At 30.5% G+C, this 16,169-nt stretch carries 13 protein-coding genes and 4 pseudogenes; 6 read left to right on the forward strand and 11 right to left on the reverse strand.

From position 1 onward, the window contains the following. The first annotated feature begins 61 nt into the window (after positions 1-61). From mqnF to AJ930_RS00925, 3 genes are all read left to right on the forward strand, one after another. A complete protein-coding gene (gene mqnF / locus AJ930_RS00915) occupies positions 62-1,291 on the forward strand; it encodes an aminofutalosine deaminase family hydrolase (protein WP_070274720.1) in 1,230 nt (409 codons plus the stop codon). After that, complete coding sequence (gene sppA / locus AJ930_RS00920; RefSeq protein ID WP_070274711.1) at positions 1,279-2,175, forward strand: signal peptide peptidase SppA; 897 nt, start codon at positions 1,279-1,281, stop codon at positions 2,173-2,175. The genes mqnF and sppA overlap by 13 nt, the downstream gene beginning before the upstream one ends. A gap of 78 nt (positions 2,176-2,253) precedes the next feature. Next, the gene (locus tag AJ930_RS00925; RefSeq protein ID WP_070274712.1) at positions 2,254-3,285 is read left to right on the forward strand and encodes a Cj0069 family protein; all 1,032 of its coding nucleotides are present in this window, start codon (positions 2,254-2,256) and stop codon (positions 3,283-3,285) included. Here AJ930_RS00925 and AJ930_RS00930 read toward each other — a convergent pair. From AJ930_RS00930 to AJ930_RS10225, 9 genes and pseudogenes are all read right to left on the reverse strand, one after another. Beyond that, a pseudogene (locus AJ930_RS00930) lies at positions 3,282-3,466 on the reverse strand (hypothetical protein). The gene AJ930_RS00925 and the pseudogene AJ930_RS00930 overlap by 4 nt on opposite strands. A gap of 48 nt (positions 3,467-3,514) precedes the next feature. After that, a complete protein-coding gene (locus AJ930_RS00935) occupies positions 3,515-4,123 on the reverse strand; it encodes a bacteriohemerythrin (RefSeq protein ID WP_052858899.1) in 609 nt (202 codons plus the stop codon). 2 nt (positions 4,124-4,125) lie between these two features. Next, positions 4,126-4,772, reverse strand: a pseudogene (locus AJ930_RS00940) (bacteriohemerythrin). 178 nt (positions 4,773-4,950) lie between these two features. Next, positions 4,951-5,607, reverse strand: a complete 657-nt coding sequence (locus tag AJ930_RS00945) for a LutC/YkgG family protein (RefSeq protein ID WP_002871085.1) — start codon at positions 5,605-5,607, stop codon at positions 4,951-4,953. Further along, positions 5,600-7,039 (reverse strand): LutB/LldF family L-lactate oxidation iron-sulfur protein, encoded by a 1,440-nt coding sequence (locus AJ930_RS00950; protein ID WP_070274714.1) that lies wholly within the window; start codon positions 7,037-7,039, stop codon positions 5,600-5,602. Before AJ930_RS00950 ends, AJ930_RS00945 begins: the two co-directional genes overlap by 8 nt. Next, entirely contained in the window at positions 7,036-7,776 is a 741-nt protein-coding gene (locus AJ930_RS00955) for a (Fe-S)-binding protein (protein WP_074486977.1), read from the reverse strand. The genes AJ930_RS00950 and AJ930_RS00955 overlap by 4 nt, the downstream gene beginning before the upstream one ends. A 119-nt stretch (positions 7,777-7,895) precedes the next feature. After that, the gene (locus AJ930_RS00960) at positions 7,896-9,578 is read right to left on the reverse strand and encodes an L-lactate permease (RefSeq protein WP_079860759.1); all 1,683 of its coding nucleotides are present in this window, start codon (positions 9,576-9,578) and stop codon (positions 7,896-7,898) included. A gap of 170 nt (positions 9,579-9,748) precedes the next feature. Then, positions 9,749-10,288: pseudogene (locus AJ930_RS00965) on the reverse strand (cytolethal distending toxin subunit A/C). A gap of 36 nt (positions 10,289-10,324) precedes the next feature. Then, positions 10,325-11,147: pseudogene (locus AJ930_RS10225) on the reverse strand (cytolethal distending toxin subunit B family protein). 145 nt (positions 11,148-11,292) lie between these two features. Here AJ930_RS10225 and AJ930_RS00980 point away from each other — a divergent pair. Genes AJ930_RS00980 through cydB form a run of 3 tightly spaced genes read left to right on the forward strand, consistent with a single transcriptional unit; the run spans position 11,293 to position 14,213 of the window. Then, positions 11,293-11,526 carry a DUF4492 domain-containing protein gene (locus AJ930_RS00980; RefSeq protein WP_002860921.1) on the forward strand — a complete coding sequence of 78 codons (234 nt, stop codon included), beginning with the start codon at positions 11,293-11,295 and terminating at the stop codon, positions 11,524-11,526. Then, complete coding sequence (locus AJ930_RS00985; RefSeq protein ID WP_044779365.1) at positions 11,527-13,089, forward strand: cytochrome ubiquinol oxidase subunit I; 1,563 nt, start codon at positions 11,527-11,529, stop codon at positions 13,087-13,089. Beyond that, entirely contained in the window at positions 13,089-14,213 is a 1,125-nt protein-coding gene (gene cydB, locus AJ930_RS00990) for a cytochrome d ubiquinol oxidase subunit II (RefSeq protein WP_070274716.1), read from the forward strand. The genes AJ930_RS00985 and cydB overlap by 1 nt, the downstream gene beginning before the upstream one ends. Positions 14,214-14,406: 193 nt before the next feature. Here the strand turns inward: cydB and AJ930_RS01000 are convergent, their stop codons facing one another. After that, positions 14,407-15,102, reverse strand: coding sequence for an aspartate/glutamate racemase family protein (locus AJ930_RS01000; RefSeq protein ID WP_002860924.1), 696 nt, complete (start codon positions 15,100-15,102; stop codon positions 14,407-14,409). Between the two features lie 119 nt (positions 15,103-15,221). Further along, positions 15,222-15,917: a uracil-DNA glycosylase gene (gene ung, locus AJ930_RS01005; protein ID WP_070243405.1), complete on the reverse strand. Its 696-nt coding sequence runs from the start codon at positions 15,915-15,917 to the stop codon at positions 15,222-15,224. Between the last annotated feature and the right edge of the window lie 252 nt (positions 15,918-16,169).

A 16,169-nucleotide genomic window follows, 5' to 3' on the forward strand; every position in this document is an offset into this window, starting at 1 on the left:
CTTTTATTATAACATTTTAAAAATAAATTTTTGCTACAATGTAATTTTTGAAAGGAAAATCGTGTTTATAGCTGCTGCAAGATATCTTTTTTTATGCGATGAAGATTTTACAATACTAGAAAATCAAGCCTTTGTTTTTGAAGATAAAATTTTAGAATTGGGTGAATTGGATAATTTAAGAAAAAAATATCCCAAGGCTAAAATCATCAAAACACCTAAAAATTCGGTTATTTTACCTGCTTTTATAAATCCTCACACACACTTAGAATTTAGTGCAAATTCAACAACTTTACATTTTGGAGAATTTTTAATTTGGCTTAAAAGTGTTATAAATTCTCGTTCCATGTTAAATGCACAAGCCAAAGAAGAATTAATACTTCAAAGCATTAAAAAAATGCAAAAAAGCGGTATAGGCACTATAGGTGAAATTTCAAGTTTTGGGAGTGATTTAGATCCTTGTTTAAAGGCTAGTCAAAAGGGTATGCGTATAGTATTTTTTAATGAAATTTTGAGTACAAATGAAAATCAAGTTGAAGATAAAAAACAAGAATTTTTAAAAAGATTTGAAAATTCTTTGAAATTTAAAAATGATTTTTTTATCCCAGCAATTTCGATTCATTCTCCTTATTCAACTCATCCTAGTTTGGCTCATTTTGCTCTTGATTTAGCTAAAAAGCAAAATTTGCTAGTTAGTACGCATTTTTTAGAAAGCAAGGCTGAAAATATCTGGCTTAGAGAGTCTAAAGGGGGGTTTAAAAAATGGCTTGAAAATTTTACACTTCATCCTAAGCCTCTTTATACACCAAAGGATTTTGCTAAACTCTTTAAAGGAGTAAGGACTCTTTTTACACATTGTGTTTATCTAAAAGAATACGAATGGTTAGATAAAAATTTACATTCTATTACACATTGTGCATTTTCAAATCGCCTTTTAAGTCAAAAAAGCTTAGATTTAAAAACGGCTTTAAAAAGTGGATTAAATATCCATTTAGGAACCGATGGACTTAGCTCAAATATTTCATTATCCTTACTTGATGAAATGCGTGCGAATTTGCTTATACATAAGAATTTTGATTTATTAGAGTTAGCCTCTAAGCTTTTGCAAATGGTAACACTTTATCCTGCAAAGGCTTTAAATTTAAATTTAGGAGAGCTTAAAAAAGGTAAAATTGCTGATTTTAGCGTATTTGAGCTAGGAGAATGTGATAAAAAGCAAGCTCCTTTGCAGTTTATTTTAAATGCTAAGGAAGTAAATAAATTATTTATAAAAGGAAAAGAATGCAAATTTTAAAATCATTTTTTAAGGCTTTAGGATGCGGTATAAAATTTATCAATACTTATTTTAAAACCTTTGTTTTACTGTTGATTGTTATATGGATTTTAATGCCTAGTGCAAATTCAAGCTCCAATCTTGCAAATTTAGAACGCATTGATTTAAAGGGTGAAATTTTTGACAGCTCTGCAGTTTTGGAAAAAATTATCAACGCTAAAAATGATAGCAATATCAAAGGAGTGCTTTTTGTTATAGACTCTCCTGGTGGAGCTTTTGCTCCTAGTATGGAACTAGCTCTAGCTATAAAGGATTTAAAAATTAAAAAGCCTGTGCTTGTTTATGCAAGCGGAACTATGGCAAGCGGAAGTTATTTAGCAGGAGTTGGAGCTAATAAAATTTTAGCCAATCCAGCAAGTTTTATAGGCTCTATCGGTGTGATTATGCAAGGAGCTGATTTAAGCGGATTGGCTAATAAACTCGGTATTAAAGAACAAACTATTCAAGCGGGTGAATTAAAAAGTGCTGGAACTTTTGCAAGAGCTTGGAATGAGAATGAAAGAAATTTTTTACAGGGTTTAATTGATCAAAGTTATGATCTTTTTACAGGTTTTGTTGCCAAGGAAAGAGCATTAGATCTTAATAAAAAAGATCAATGGGCAAATGCAAGAGTGTTTTTAGCTGCCAAGGCTAAGGAGCTTGGTCTTATAGATGAGCTTAGTAATTATGAAAATGCTAAAAAGGAGCTTGAAAAACTTGCTAATGTTTCAAATCCTGTTTGGAAAGAAGAAGATAAGATTGATAAATTTCTTAACCGCCTAGAAGGACAAACATCAAGCTTGATAAGTAAAAGCTTAATCGAAATCGTTTATAAAACTAATAGCAGTTTTATAAACGCTAGATAAAATATATAAATATTTTTATTTAATTTTTGTAATATTTTTATGCAATAATTATTTATATCTTAGATAAGGAGTAAAATAATGAAAAAAAATATTGTTTTTTTCGAAGTTAAAGGTGGGAGTGATAAAGGTGAAGATGGCTATAGAAAAGATACCATGCCTATGGTAAATGCCTTAAAAGCTAAGGGTTGGAATGCTGAGGTGATTTTTTTTGAAGTGGGTAAAAAAGATGAAATTTACAAATATGTGAAAGAAAATTTTGATGGTTATGTTTCTCGCATCAATCCTGGCAATCTTAAAGAAGAAAATGAGTATTTTGATATGTTAAGAAAACTTTGTGCCGATAAGCTTGTAGGCATGCCTCATCCTGATGCTATGATAGGTTATGGCGCTAAAGATGCACTTACAAAATTAGCAGATACTGATCTTGTTCCAAGTGATACTTATGCTTACTATGATATTAAGACTTTTAAAGAAAATTTTCCAAAAAGTTTGGCTAAAGGTGAAAGGGTTTTAAAACAAAATCGTGGCTCTACAGGAGAGGGAATTTGGCGTGTGAGTGTAGAGGGTAATGTTAATGGAGATAGTTTGCCTTTAAACACAAAAATCAAGTGTACGGAAGCTAAGGATAATCATGTAGAACATAGAGAGCTTGGGGAATTTATGGATTTTTGTGAGCAATATATCATAGGTGATAATGGTATGCTTGTGGATACGACTTTTTTACCGCGCATTAAAGAAGGTGAAATCAGACTTTTAATGCTTTATAACACCCCTGTAAATGTAGTACATAAAAAACCAGCTGAAGATGCTGATGCTTTTTCTGCTACGCTTTTTAGCGGTGCAAAATATCGCTATGATAAGCCAGAAGATTGGAAAACTTTGGTGGATATGTTTTTAGGCGAGCTTCCTAAGGTAAGGGAAAAATTAGGCAATTATGACTTACCATTGATTTGGACGGCTGATTTTATTTTAGATACTGATGAAAAGGGCAATGATAAATATGTTTTAGGCGAGATTAATTGTTCTTGTGTAGGCTTTACTTCTCATTTAGAACTTGCTGATGAAGTAGCTTCAAATATTATTAATATTGTAAGTAAAACTAAGGCTTAGTCTTTAAGTTTAATGTCCATTTTATTATTACAAAATGGACATTCTTTTTTATTGTTTTTAGGTTTGAGCTATATTCTATTGGAAAAAATTTTTCACAAAATGAGCATTTTATATCTTTGGTTAGTATAGGATAGGAATAATCAAATTTATCCAAAATAAAATATTTTATTTTTTTATCCATTAAATTTCCTTCTTTGTCTAACTTATATTTTAACGCATAAATAGTTAATTAGAAATTTTCTGAATATTTTTTATAAAACTGTATGGCTTCTTTGCATTTTTTACATTTAAATTTTACGCCCTTAAGTTGAATTTTTTGATGAATTCCAAAAGGTACATCATGCATTTGTCCTACGCATTCACATATGTAAAGATAAACTGCATTTTCATCATCTTTTTCTTCTTTAACTTCTTCAAAGCTTACTTCTCCATCATCTTCAGAAGCCAAAGAAGATCTTCTGTATTGTTCAACCTTCATATCTTCATAGAGTATATGTTCTAAAAGCCATTTTTTAGAAACTGTGTAAAGCTTCTCTTTTAAATCATTAGTGGACTTTATATTTTTAATAAGATCTATCATGGATTGAATGATTTCTTTATGAATTCTTTTATGTTCTTCTAAGTCAGGATATCCTATAAGTTTCATGTATTTTTCTTCATCATTAAAATGATCTTTCATGTAGTTAAAAAATTCAGCCAATAAAGCTTTTACATCATCCTTGTAAACAGGTTTATCAAACATAAACTCTACTTTACCTGCAAGTTCAAAAAGTTTTTTGTGCTGTTCATCTATTTTTGCATTATGAACGCTATAACTATCATCCCATTTTGGAAACATTTTTAATCCTTTAACTCACTTTTAACGTAGAATAAATTTTTTGACATTTTTTACATCTTAATTGTTTTTTATGACAGAGAATGTCAAGGTGTTCTGTATATGAAAGTATGTGATTTGTTCTACAAGGGCAAGAATAGATAAATTCATATTCTTTATGTTTTACTTGTTTGGCGGTAGGAGTTGTTGGAGTGTTTTCGTATAATATTTCTTCATTGATTTTTTCAAGCTCTTCTTCTTGTTTGCTTAAAATTTGATCCGAAAGCCAATTTCCTATCATAACATCATGATGTAATATATGTTCTAAAAGCCACTCTGACATTATAGTATAAAGTTTTTCTTTTAAATCATTAGTGGTTTTTATGTTTTGTATAAGATAAGACATATCATGAATGATATTTTTATGCATGATTTTGTGTTCATTTAAATAAGGATAATGAATTTCTTGCATATAATCTTCTTCATTACTAAAATGTTCTTTCATATAGTTAAAAAGTTCTGTTAAAATTTCTTTTAACTCATCTCTTTGAACAAATTTATAAACCGCATTTTCTATTTTTGCTGCAAGTTCAAAAAGTTTTTGATGTTGAGCATCTATTTTCTCATCATTGATACTATATTTTTCATCCCAAACAGGAATTAATTTATCCAAAAGCACCTTCTTTAATTTTTGTATTTAAAATTAATTTAATATATTTGAGTGAAATATTACATTATACTTTATTAAAATATTATTAATTAGAAATTATTTATTTTATTTATATTTGTATAATATAAAAAGTATATATAATTAATATTAAAAATTAAGACTTACTGATTCTAGTATAGAATCAGTAAATAATAATATGTGCAATTTGTGGCCCATGAACACCAAAAACAGTGATAAGTTCTATATCTGCTGTTCTTGAAGGCCCTGCTATAAATAAGATATTAGTAGGTAAAATTTCATTTTCTTTTTTTACTAAATTTAAAGCTTCGCTAAGACTTTTAACAACATTTTCTTTTTTAAGCAATACTATGCAAAGTTTAGGTGCAAGGCTTAGCATTCTAGGTTGGGTTTTACTTGAAGGTATAAGTGCAACTCCGTGAGAGCTTACCCCTGCTCTTGCGTGAATGATGGAAAAATCACTATGAAAAACTTCAGATCTTAGATTTTCGATTTCTTTATCAAAGCAAATCTTCTTTTCTGCCTTGATTTGTTCTAAATCTAAATTTAAATCCGCCCCATAAATCATACTTTTAAAGCCATATCTTGCGATAATTTCATTGATTTTTTCTTCTAAGGTATCTTTAGTCGCATTTTCAACGATGTATTTATTATTGCTCATTTTTTGCTTCATTTCTGCAAGCATATCTTGGGTGGTTTGGATATGTTCTACAGGATCTATACTTTCAATACGCGTAAAGTCTGTTTCTTTGTAAGCTTTTTTAAGATGTTCTAAAATACTTGCTTTACTTTTGCTTGAAATTTCATCGATTTTACTCATAGCTTACTCCTTCTAGTTTTTGCACTTCTTTATAAAGATCCATTTTAATTTGAGGTAATTCTTTAAAAGCGTGCCATTTTTTAATCACAGGTAAAACGCTTGCGAAATTTTGTACCGTCCAGTTGAAATAATGTGCTTTTGAAAGTGAAAAACGCCATTTATTGCCATTGGTTGCGATATTTTTAAATTGTTTAAAAGCAAAGGCTTCTAAGGCATTGTGATGAACATTATTTGCTCCTAAAGGTGGATTTTTACCTTGTCCTATTTTATCACATCTTAATTTGCGAATAAGATCAGCCAAAGGAATTTGCACTGGACAAACTTCAGAACAACGCCCACAAAGTGAACAGAAATTTAAAATATCTCCTGTATGATCTATACCAAAAATATTAGGACTGATTACTTCTCCTATAGGTCCTGGATAAGTGGTTTGATAGGCATGTCCGCCGATTTGATCATAAACAGGGCAAAAATTCATACAAGCCCCACATCGAATACAACGCAAAGCCTCATAATAATCCTCATGAGCTAACATTTTAGAGCGATTGTGATCAAATAAAATCACATGCACTTCTTTAGGACCATCTAAATCCCCATTTTTTCTAGGACCTGTGATGATATTGTTATAAGTTGGTATAAATTGTCCTGTGGCTGAAGGAGTGAGTAAAGAAACCATAGTAGCCGCATCTTCAAAGCTTTCCATGACTTTTTCTATGCCGCAAAGTGCGATATGAATATCAGGTGCTGTAGTGCACATTCTACCGTTTCCTTCATTTTCTATAAGCCAAAAAGCTCCTTCTCTTGACATGGCAAAATTGACCCCACTAAGTCCAAGTTTTAAGCCTTCAAAATCTTTTCTTAAATGCTCTCTAGCTACCGCATTTAAACTTTCAGGTTCATTGTTTTCTAAATTCGCTCCTAATTTTTCTTTGAAAATTTCTCCGATTTCATGGCGGTTTCTATGTATAGCAGGTACAACTATATGTAAAGGAGGCTCTTCATTAAGCTGTAAAATAAGCTCTCCAAGATCGGTTTCTATAGCTTTTAAACCTTTTTTTTCTAGGTAGTGATTTAGGCCTATTTCTTCGCTTGCCATAGATTTACCTTTTAAAAGCTTAGTGATATTTTTTTCTTTCATGATTTCATAGACGATTTCACAGGCATCTTCATCACTACTTGCCCAATGCACTTTAATGCCATTTTTTGTAGCATTTTTTTCAAATTCTAAAAGCCTTTCTTCTAAACTCATTAAGGCATTGTTTTTAGCTTGTTTAGCTTTAGCTCTTAAACCCTGCCAGTCTTTAAATCTAGCATCAATAACATTGAGTCTATTTTTTTGTAAAGTATGCATGGCAGTCATTAAATTTTCTTGCATTTGCTTGTCATTGAGTTTAATTTGAACGATTTGTTCGTGAGGAATTTTTTGACTCATAGTCTTTCTCCTTCTAAGCGTTTAAGTAAAAAGTCATATAAATGTATGCCTTTTATATCTAAACCCATTCTTTTCATTGTGCCATCTATATTTAAAAGACAACCTCCATCGCCACTGATGAGATATTTTGCACCGCTATTTTGTATATCTTTGATTTTGCTTCTTGCCATAGCATTTGAAATTTCAGGCTCTTTTACTGAAAAAGTTCCGCCAAAACCACAACATTCTTCCTCGTATTGAAGTTCTACTAATTCTACATTTTTTAGTTTTTTGATAAGATTTTTACTCGCTTGTATGCTTTTTTGCACTCTTAAAGCATGGCAATTAGAATGCCAAGTTACTTTTATAGGTGCACCTTTATCTTCATAATCTACTTTTAAAACTTCATCAAGGTATTGTGAAAGTTCTATAACCTTAGAGCTAAAATCTTTGACTTTAGAAAATTCAGGTCTGTTTTTAAAAAGTTCTTTATAGTCATGACTCATCATACCCGCACAAGATCCGCTTGGCACAACGATAGGGTAATCTTTATCAAATAAATCTACATTATATAAAACAATCTCACGACTTTCATCGAAATAACCTGAGTTAAAAGAAGGTTGAGCGCAACAGGTTTGATTTTTTTTAAAAATCACTTCAATACCTTCACGCCTTAAAAGTTTTATTGCATTTAAAACGCTTTGTTGCATAGCAGCACTTCCTAAGCATGTGGCGTAAAAATACACCTTTTTCATGATCTCTCCTTTTGGGATAATTTAGGATAAATATTCTAATCCTATAAAAATAAAAGCAAAGTAAAATTTCCAACAAATATTCTAAAAACGAATATTTGTTGAAGTAAAACTTAAATTTTTAATTATTTCACTATAACTTCAGGGATGATTCCTTGTAAGAAAAAAGCTATAATACAAGTCCAAATTCCTATTAAAATAATAAAAGCTACAGAATATTTTAATGTGAATTTGAAAAGATCAGATTCTTTTCCTACAAGCCCAACCGCTGCGCAAGCTATAGCAATGCTTTGTGGACTGATCATCTTTCCAACGACCCCACCTACTGAATTAGCCGCTAAAAATAAAGCTTCACTAACACCTAGTTTTTGAGCACTTACTTGTTGTAAGGTTCCAAAAAGTAAATTTGCGCTTGTATCAGAGCCTGTTAAAAACACTCCTATCCAGCCAATGATTGGTGAAAAGAAAGAAAAAGCATCGCCTGTGTGTGCAAAAGCAAGCCCTAAGGTAGTACTCATACCACTATTTTTAGAGATAAAAGCAAAAGCTACAACTAAACCTATAGTGATACAAGGTATGGCCATTTCTTTTAAGGTAGCCCAAAAGCATTCTGCAGCATCTTCAGCTTTAATTTTTAAAATAGCTATAGTTAAAAAAGCTGCAAGCAAAATTGCTGTTCCTGCTTGAGCTACGGTTTTTCCATTGATTAAATCTACACCTAAAGCCAAAGATAAAGGCTTAGCTTCTCCTATGCCTGTGATAGAAGGGCTTAAAATTCCAGTTGTGATATTGCTAAATTGTAAAGTAATACTTGTATAGCTTAAAATTCCGTCCTTATCAAAGAGAGCTTTAAACCAAGGTTGTGTCCAAATGATAATACAAACAATGAGTAAAATAAAAGGCGACCAAGCTTTTAGAATTTGATTAAAGCTTAGAGTATTATCTTGAGTGAAATTACTTTCATTATCAAATCTAAAAATATTTTTTGGTTTCCAAAATTTTAAAAATATAGTCGTAACCGCTAAAGAAACCACAGCTGAAATAATATCAGGCAATTCCGCTCCTAAGTGATTTGAGCTTAAAAATTGAGTAGTTGTAAAGCTTAGCGCCGCAACTAAAATAGCTGGAAAAGTTTCTTTAACGCCTTTAAATCCATCCATTAAAAAAACTATGAAAAAAGGTATAGTAAGGCTTAAAGGAACTAGCATTCTACCTACCATGGCAGAAACTGAATGCTGTTCTATGCCGACAAGATTTGCCATAGCAATAATAGGAATTCCCACCGCACCAAAAGCAACAGGAGCGGTATTTGCGATAAGACAAAGTCCTGCAGCTTGCAAAGGACGCAAACCAAGTCCTACTAAAAGTGCAGCAGTTATAGCCACAGGGCCACCAAAACCTATAGCACCTTCTAAAAATGAACCAAAACAAAAACCTATTAAAATCACTTGAATTCTATGATCTGGAGTAATGCTCATCACGCTTTTTTTAATGATTTCAAAAGAACCCGACTTGATAGAAAGTTTGTAAAGAAAGATTGCCGCAATGATAATCCAAGCTATAGGCCACATACCATTTGTAAAGCCTTGAATAAAACTTGCGCCCACTAAATTCCAAGGCATTTTATAGGCAAATAAAGCTACCAAAGTAGCAAGTATAACAGTTAAAAAACCTGCTTGATAACCTTTAAGTTTTAAAACAACCAAACAAACTAAAAAACATAGTATAGGTAAAAATGCCACTAAAGCACTTAGCCAAATGTTTGAAAAAGGGTCGTAAACTTGTTGCCATGTTAAAATTTGCTCCAATTTTTCCTCCTTGATAATTATCATGTATAAATTTATTGTAACAAAAAATTAAATTAAAATAAAAAAATTATAGAGTAAAGTAAATTATATTGTGTTGTTATTGATTATTTTGTGTATTTTTGTAATATCATAAATATTAAATAAATATAAAAATAGAACAAGAAAAAATCTTATTCTAAAGGGGTAGAAGCTGTTAAAGGTGGAGTTATAATCATTAGTTCGTTTACTTCATAAAAAATTAGGATCTAAGGTGCAAGGGGCTATTCTAAAGCGTTTTTGTGTAGGAATATTTGGATTAAAAAGTTACCATACATTCATCAGATTCCAAAACTAAAGAACAAATTTGCACATCTGAAGTTGTTGTTGGCATTCATAGAAAATACAGTTTCTAGTTTACCATCTTTTAGATTATCTCGACAAGATTTTGCTCCAAAGATTCCATCTTCTAGGATGGTCAAACAAAGATCGCTTTCCTTTGGATTTGTAAATTGCACATAACCAAAAGGAAGTTCATTGGCTAATTTATCTTTTTGTTTTAACTCATTGCTTAAAACAATTTCTTTAATATTCCAATTTTGATCAATAGGATCTTTTGAGATATCTCTAAAGGTGCTTAAAAAAATTCCCGTTTCTAAACTTCCTATAGAAACCATTTCGGTAAAATCTTTCAAATCTCCAGTAGGAGTTGCAAAGGCTAAAGTTATAAACATAAAAAATAAAGCAACAATTTTTTCATATTAAATGTCTTAAAATTTTCTAAAATTAACTGGAAAATGATCTTAAACTTGCAAGCATCAAAATCACAGCTAAAAGTGGTGGAGTATAGGCTTGTTGTATGTTTAATTGCCTGTAATTGCATAATCAATAGTCCCTCCGTTTGCTTGAGTTACACTAGTTGGAAAAACCACTCTAATTTTATTTGCTAATTCTCTATCCACTGTATTTGTTATAGTAGAAGGATCGCGGTTAAAATCCCCTGCTATCATCCAGTTAACTTGAGGTATATTTACAAAATGTGTATTTATGGGCTGTGATAATTGCTCCTACATCTGTTCCTTCATTGGCTAAAGCATAGATATTGAAAAAAAGCATCACTTCCATCGCGAATTCCTATAATGGGTCTTGAAACTATAGCTAAATTTACACGATTAGCTTCTACATCAATGTGAGAATAATAAATAAAAACCCTATCAGGTCTTGAAAGAGTCCTCAAATTCTACTCATATTCGTCAATAGGCGTTCCACTTTGTTGCACATGGCGTCCTATTGGAGTGGCTATTCTTAGTAAAGTTCCTATTTCTTGTATCATCAAGATATCTAAGGGGTTTGCTCCACTTGCAAGTTGTCTTACTGCATTATTGTTGATGCTACTAGTTAAAGGTGGGGTAAATAGGAGTAATAAGTACTAAATCAGCATTGCTAATTAAACTTGGAATTTCTTGATTGGTAGGAAAAATAGGTTCAAAATCCAGTTTTAAAGAGTGAGTGTCTTCAAATTCCCCAAATGAACGCCCCAAAGGATTTACATTTTCAAAATTTAGAAGAACATGCATTAAAGAAAAAAATCATAAAACAAAAATAAAAACTTTAATTTTTTGCATTAAAAACCTTGATTATGTATTTAAATTTTTTAAGAAAATAATAACATAATTTTCATTATAATTTTCCGCTTCTTAAAATGTTTTATTTTGTTGTTTTTAAAGGTAGAATTTACATGCATCTTAAACACTTATATTTTAGTATTTCTCAAATTTTTAATTTTTACAAAGAAGGTTTTAAAAATTTAACTCTTGGAAAGACCCTTTGGAAAATTATCTTTATCAAACTTTTTGTTATGTTTGTGATTTTAAAACTTTTTGTTTTTGATGTAAATTTTAATTCTATTTTTAAAAGCGACAAAGAAAAAAGCACTTTTGTACTCAAAAATCTTACACTTGAAGGAAAATAAATGAACGAGCTTAATAGCGTTGATTGGTCAAGAGCGCAGTTTGCTTTAACTGCACTTTATCATTTTTTGTTTGTGCCTTTAACCTTAGGTTTATCTTTTATCATTGCTATCATGGAGACTATCTATGTAAAAACTAAAAATGAAAGATGGAAAAAAATCACCAAATTTTGGCTTTCATTATTTGCTATAAATTTTGCTATCGGTGTAGCTACAGGTATTATAATGGAATTTGAATTTGGAACAAACTGGGCAAATTATAGCTGGTTTGTGGGAGATATTTTTGGTGCACCTTTGGCGATTGAAGGTATTATGGCATTTTTTTTAGAGGCTACTTTTTTTGCAGTTATGTTTTTTGGCTGGGATAAAGTAAGTAAGGGTTTTCACTTACTTTCAACTTGGTGTGTGGCTATAGGAAGTAATCTTTCTGCTTTTTGGATTTTAGTGGCAAATGGTTGGATGCAATATCCTGTAGGAATGAGCTTTAACCCTGATACAGCAAGAAATGAAATGCAAAGCTTTTTTGAAGTAGCACTTTCTCCTGTGGCTATTTCAAAATTTTTACATACCATAGGCAGTGGTTATGTGATTTCAGCTTTATTTGTAATAGGAATTTCAGCTTGGTTTATGTTAAAGGGACGCCATATTATCGAGGCTAAAAAAAGCTTAGTTGTAGGAGCTAGTTTTGGTTTGGTTTGTTCAATCTTTTTGTTTTTCAGCGGAGATGAAAGTGCTTACCGTGTAACTCAAACTCAACCTATGAAACTTGCAGCTATGGAAGGGGTTTATCAAGGTGAACATCGTGCAGGACTTGTGCCTTTTGGAATTTTAAACCCTAAAAAAACCATAGACAATAACGAAAGTGTGTTTTTATTTGACATTACTATACCTTACGCTCTTTCTATATTAGGAAACCGTGATCCAAATTCTTTTGTTCCAGGAATTGAAGATTTAATCTATGGAAATGAAAGCAAAGGTATAGAACCTATGCAAAATCGTATCGATAGAGGAAAAATCGCTATACAAGCTCTAAAAGACTATAAACTTGCTAAAGAAAACAATGATACAATAGCTATGGCAAATCACAAATCTATTTTAGAAACTCATTTTAAAGATTTTGGTTATGGATATTTAGAAAAACCAAGTGATACTATTCCGCCTGTGGCTTTAACTTTTTATAGCTTTCATATTATGGTTGCTTTAGGAAGTTTTTTCTTTTTACTTTTCATCGTTACGCTTTATCTTACTATGGCAAATGATATTGAGAAATTTAGAAAAGTACTTTGGGTGTGTTTGTTATCCATTCCATTGGGTTATATTGCTGCTGAAGCAGGTTGGATTGTTGCTGAAGTAGGCAGACAACCTTGGGCAATTCAAGACTTACTTCCCGTACATATCGCAGCAACACAACTTGGAAAAGTCAATGTTCAAATTTCATTTTGGATTTTTGCAGTACTTTTTACAGCCTTATTGATTGCAGAAGTTAAAATAATACTTACTCAGATTAAAAAAGGTTTTGACGCACATGCAGGACATACTCCACTTATGGGCAAAGGAGAAAAATAATGTTTTTTGGTTTAGAACTTGAAGGTTTGCAAATTTATTGGTGGTTGATTTTAAGTTTGCTCGGTGGACTTTTAGTTTTTATGTTTTTTGTCCAAGGTGGACAGACTTTAATCGATGAGCTTAGCAAGGATGAGCTTGAAAAAACCATGCTAGTCAATTCTTTAGGGCGTAAATGGGAGCTTGGTTTTACAACTCTCGTACTTTTTGGTGGAGCAGCTTTTGCAGCTTTTCCACTTTTTTATAGTACCAGTTTTGGCGGAGCTTATTGGGCTTGGCTTTGTATTTTATTTTGTTTTATTTTACAAGCTGTGGCTTATGAGTATCGTAAAAAAGAAAATAATGTTTATGGCTCTAAAACCTATGAAATTTTTCTTAAAATCAATGGTTATTTAGGTGTATTTTTAATCGGAGTTGCAGTAAGTAGCTTTTTTAGCGGTTCTGAATTTATCTTAAATGAGCATAATTTTGTTTCTTGGCAAAACCCTTTGCACGGCTTAGAACTTTTACTCAATCCTTTTAATTATCTCTTAGGCTTAGCTTTAGTATTTTTAGCAAGACTTTTAGGCGCAGCGTATTTTATGAACAATATCAATGATGAGAATATCAAAATAAGAGCTATGAAAAAACTTATGATCAATAGTATTTTGTTTTTACCTTTTTTCTTAGGTTTTTTAGCGTGGATTTTTTTAAAAGATGGTTTTAGCGTAGATGCCAATGGAACTGTAAGCATGAGTGCGAATTTGTATTTATATAATTTCTTAAATCAAATGATTTTTGCTATCTTGCTTGCTATCGGTGTGATTTTAGTGCTTTTAGGTATGATTCAAGGAGCAAAAGGTTGCTCTAAAGCTATTTTTACCCTAGGACTTGGAACGGTTTTAACAGTTTTTGCTTTATTATCAAGCATTGGTTTAGGTCAAAGTGCTTTTTACCCATCTTTAAGTGATTTGCAAAGTTCTTTAACTTTAAAAAATGCAAGTTCAAGCTATTATACTCTAAGCGTCATGGCTTATGTGTCTTTACTTGTACCCTTTGTTTTAACTTATATTATCTATGTTTGGAATGCAATGGATAAAGTAAAAATTACACGCGAAGAAATCGCAAACGATGATCACGCATATTAAGGAGAAAAAATGTTACATGCTTTGTTTTTATTGGCTTGGCCTTTAGTAATTTATCTAAGCTATAAATTTATAATGCTAAATATCAATCAATTAGAAAAAGATAGCAAACTATAAAGCAAGATAAGATTTAAACCGATATAAGTATAAATCTTTTCAAAATATTGCAATTTTCCCATTTTTGGGCATCTTTTAATCATAAATCTTTTAAAGCTTCATTAGCAGCATCAAGGGCGTGAATAAGGCTTGTGTCAAAAATTTTAATATTTGTATCATTTTTGGATATTAATAAACCAATTTCAGTGCAAGCTAAAAGCACTCCCTTTGCCCCTTTTTCTTGTAGTTTTTTTATAATATTTAAATATTTTTCTTTAGAATCTTGCTTGATTTTACCTTTGCAAAGCTCATTAAAAATAATATCATTAACGATTTTTATATCTTCATCGCTAGGAGTAATAACGCTAATATTTTCTTCAATCAGTATTTTTTTATAAAAATCCTGAGTCATTGTGTATTTAGTACCCAATAAACCAATTTTTTGTATGTTTTCTTGTTTTAAAGCCTTAGCAGAACTTTTTGCAATATGCAAAATAGGGATATTTATGTTTTGTTGAATTTCATCAAAAACCTTATGCATAGTATTAGTTGCAATTATTATAAAATTAGCCCCTGCAAGTTCTAATTTTTTAGCACATTGAGTCAAAATTTGTGCAGCTTCTTGCCATTTATCTTGGCTTTGTAAATTTTCTATTTCTTCAAAATTAACACTGTAAAGTAAAATTTTTGCAGAATTTAAAGATTTTAATTTATCATTTATAGCTTGATTTATTGTTTTATAATAAGTAATAGTGCTTTCAAAACTCATTCCGCCTATAATACCAATGGTTTTCATTTTTCTCCTTAAGAATTAATTTTTGAGTTATTTTATTACAATATATTTCATAGAAATACGATTTATTTTTAAACAAATAAATATATTTTAATATTTTTATTAAAATTTAAAATAATTTTTTAAACTATTTTCCAATCTACAGGAATTTTACCAACTTTTTTTAAAAATTCATTAGCTTTTGAAAAATGCTTACAACCTAAAAATCCTGTTCTAGCTAAAGGGCTTGGGTGGGCCGCTTTTAAAATCAAATGCTTAGTATTATCAATCAAAATCTCCTTGCTTTTTGCGTAATTTCCCCAAAGCATAAAAACAAGCCCTGATTTTTCATTGCTTAATTTATGTATTATAGCATCACTAAATTCTTGCCAACCCCACGAACTATGACTAGCTGCTTTACTTGCTTCAACGCTAAGAATAGAATTTAAGAGCAAAACTCCTTGTTTTGCCCAAGAGCTTAAATCTCCGCTTTTTGCTGGAGTGATGTTTAAATCATTTTGCAATTCTTTAAAAATATTATTAAGACTTGGTGGGATTTTTACATTTTTTGGAACCGAAAAACTAAGCCCCATTGCTTGGTTTGGTTGATGATAGGGATCTTGTCCTAGGATAATAATTTTAATTTCTTTTAAGGGACATAAATTAAAAGCATTAAAGATTAAATTTGCAGGCGGATAAATAATTATATTTTGATCAATCGCATTTAGGTATTGTTTTTTGATTTCTAGAAAATATTTTTTTTGAAATTCGTCTCTTAAAAATTCTTTCCAGTCATCATTTATTTTAATCTTATCTATGTTTATTGTAATTTCTTCCATGTTATCCCTAATTATTTAAATTATTAAAAATTTTATTCTAGCAAAAAAAGCTTGCAAAAATATATTAATTTTTTTTGAAGTAAATAAAATTTTTTATATTAATAAAAATTAAATATAAAGACATAATTTAGGATATAAAAATACTTAATTTATTATATTTTGAAAGTATTTTAATTATTAACCAATTATTAACTAAAAATGCAATATCATTATTTTATGATTTAAATCAAAAATTTTTGATTTTAAATTAAA

Origin of the sequence: Campylobacter sp. BCW_6871, assembly GCF_001762325.1 — a bacterium.
GTDB classification, from domain to species: Bacteria; Campylobacterota; Campylobacteria; order Campylobacterales; family Campylobacteraceae; genus Campylobacter_D; species Campylobacter_D jejuni.

What these genes read in the sequence shown, in the direction of transcription:
- sppA (WP_070274711.1), top strand. Translation starts at nt 1,279, where the DNA reads ATGCAAATTTTAAAATCATTTTTTAAGGCTTTAGGATGCGGTATAAAA.
- ung (WP_070243405.1), bottom strand. Translation starts at nt 15,917, where the DNA reads ATGGAAGAAATTACAATAAACATAGATAAGATTAAAATAAATGATGAC.
- AJ930_RS00935 (WP_052858899.1), bottom strand. Translation starts at nt 4,123, where the DNA reads ATGTTTCCAAAATGGGATGATAGTTATAGCGTTCATAATGCAAAAATA.
- AJ930_RS00945 (WP_002871085.1), bottom strand. Translation starts at nt 5,607, where the DNA reads ATGAGTAAAATCGATGAAATTTCAAGCAAAAGTAAAGCAAGTATTTTA.
- AJ930_RS00985 (WP_044779365.1), top strand. Translation starts at nt 11,527, where the DNA reads ATGAACGAGCTTAATAGCGTTGATTGGTCAAGAGCGCAGTTTGCTTTA.
- cydB (WP_070274716.1), top strand. Translation starts at nt 13,089, where the DNA reads ATGTTTTTTGGTTTAGAACTTGAAGGTTTGCAAATTTATTGGTGGTTG.
- AJ930_RS00980 (WP_002860921.1), top strand. Translation starts at nt 11,293, where the DNA reads ATGCATCTTAAACACTTATATTTTAGTATTTCTCAAATTTTTAATTTT.
- AJ930_RS00950 (WP_070274714.1), bottom strand. Translation starts at nt 7,039, where the DNA reads ATGAGTCAAAAAATTCCTCACGAACAAATCGTTCAAATTAAACTCAAT.
- AJ930_RS00925 (WP_070274712.1), top strand. Translation starts at nt 2,254, where the DNA reads ATGAAAAAAAATATTGTTTTTTTCGAAGTTAAAGGTGGGAGTGATAAA.
- AJ930_RS01000 (WP_002860924.1), bottom strand. Translation starts at nt 15,102, where the DNA reads ATGAAAACCATTGGTATTATAGGCGGAATGAGTTTTGAAAGCACTATT.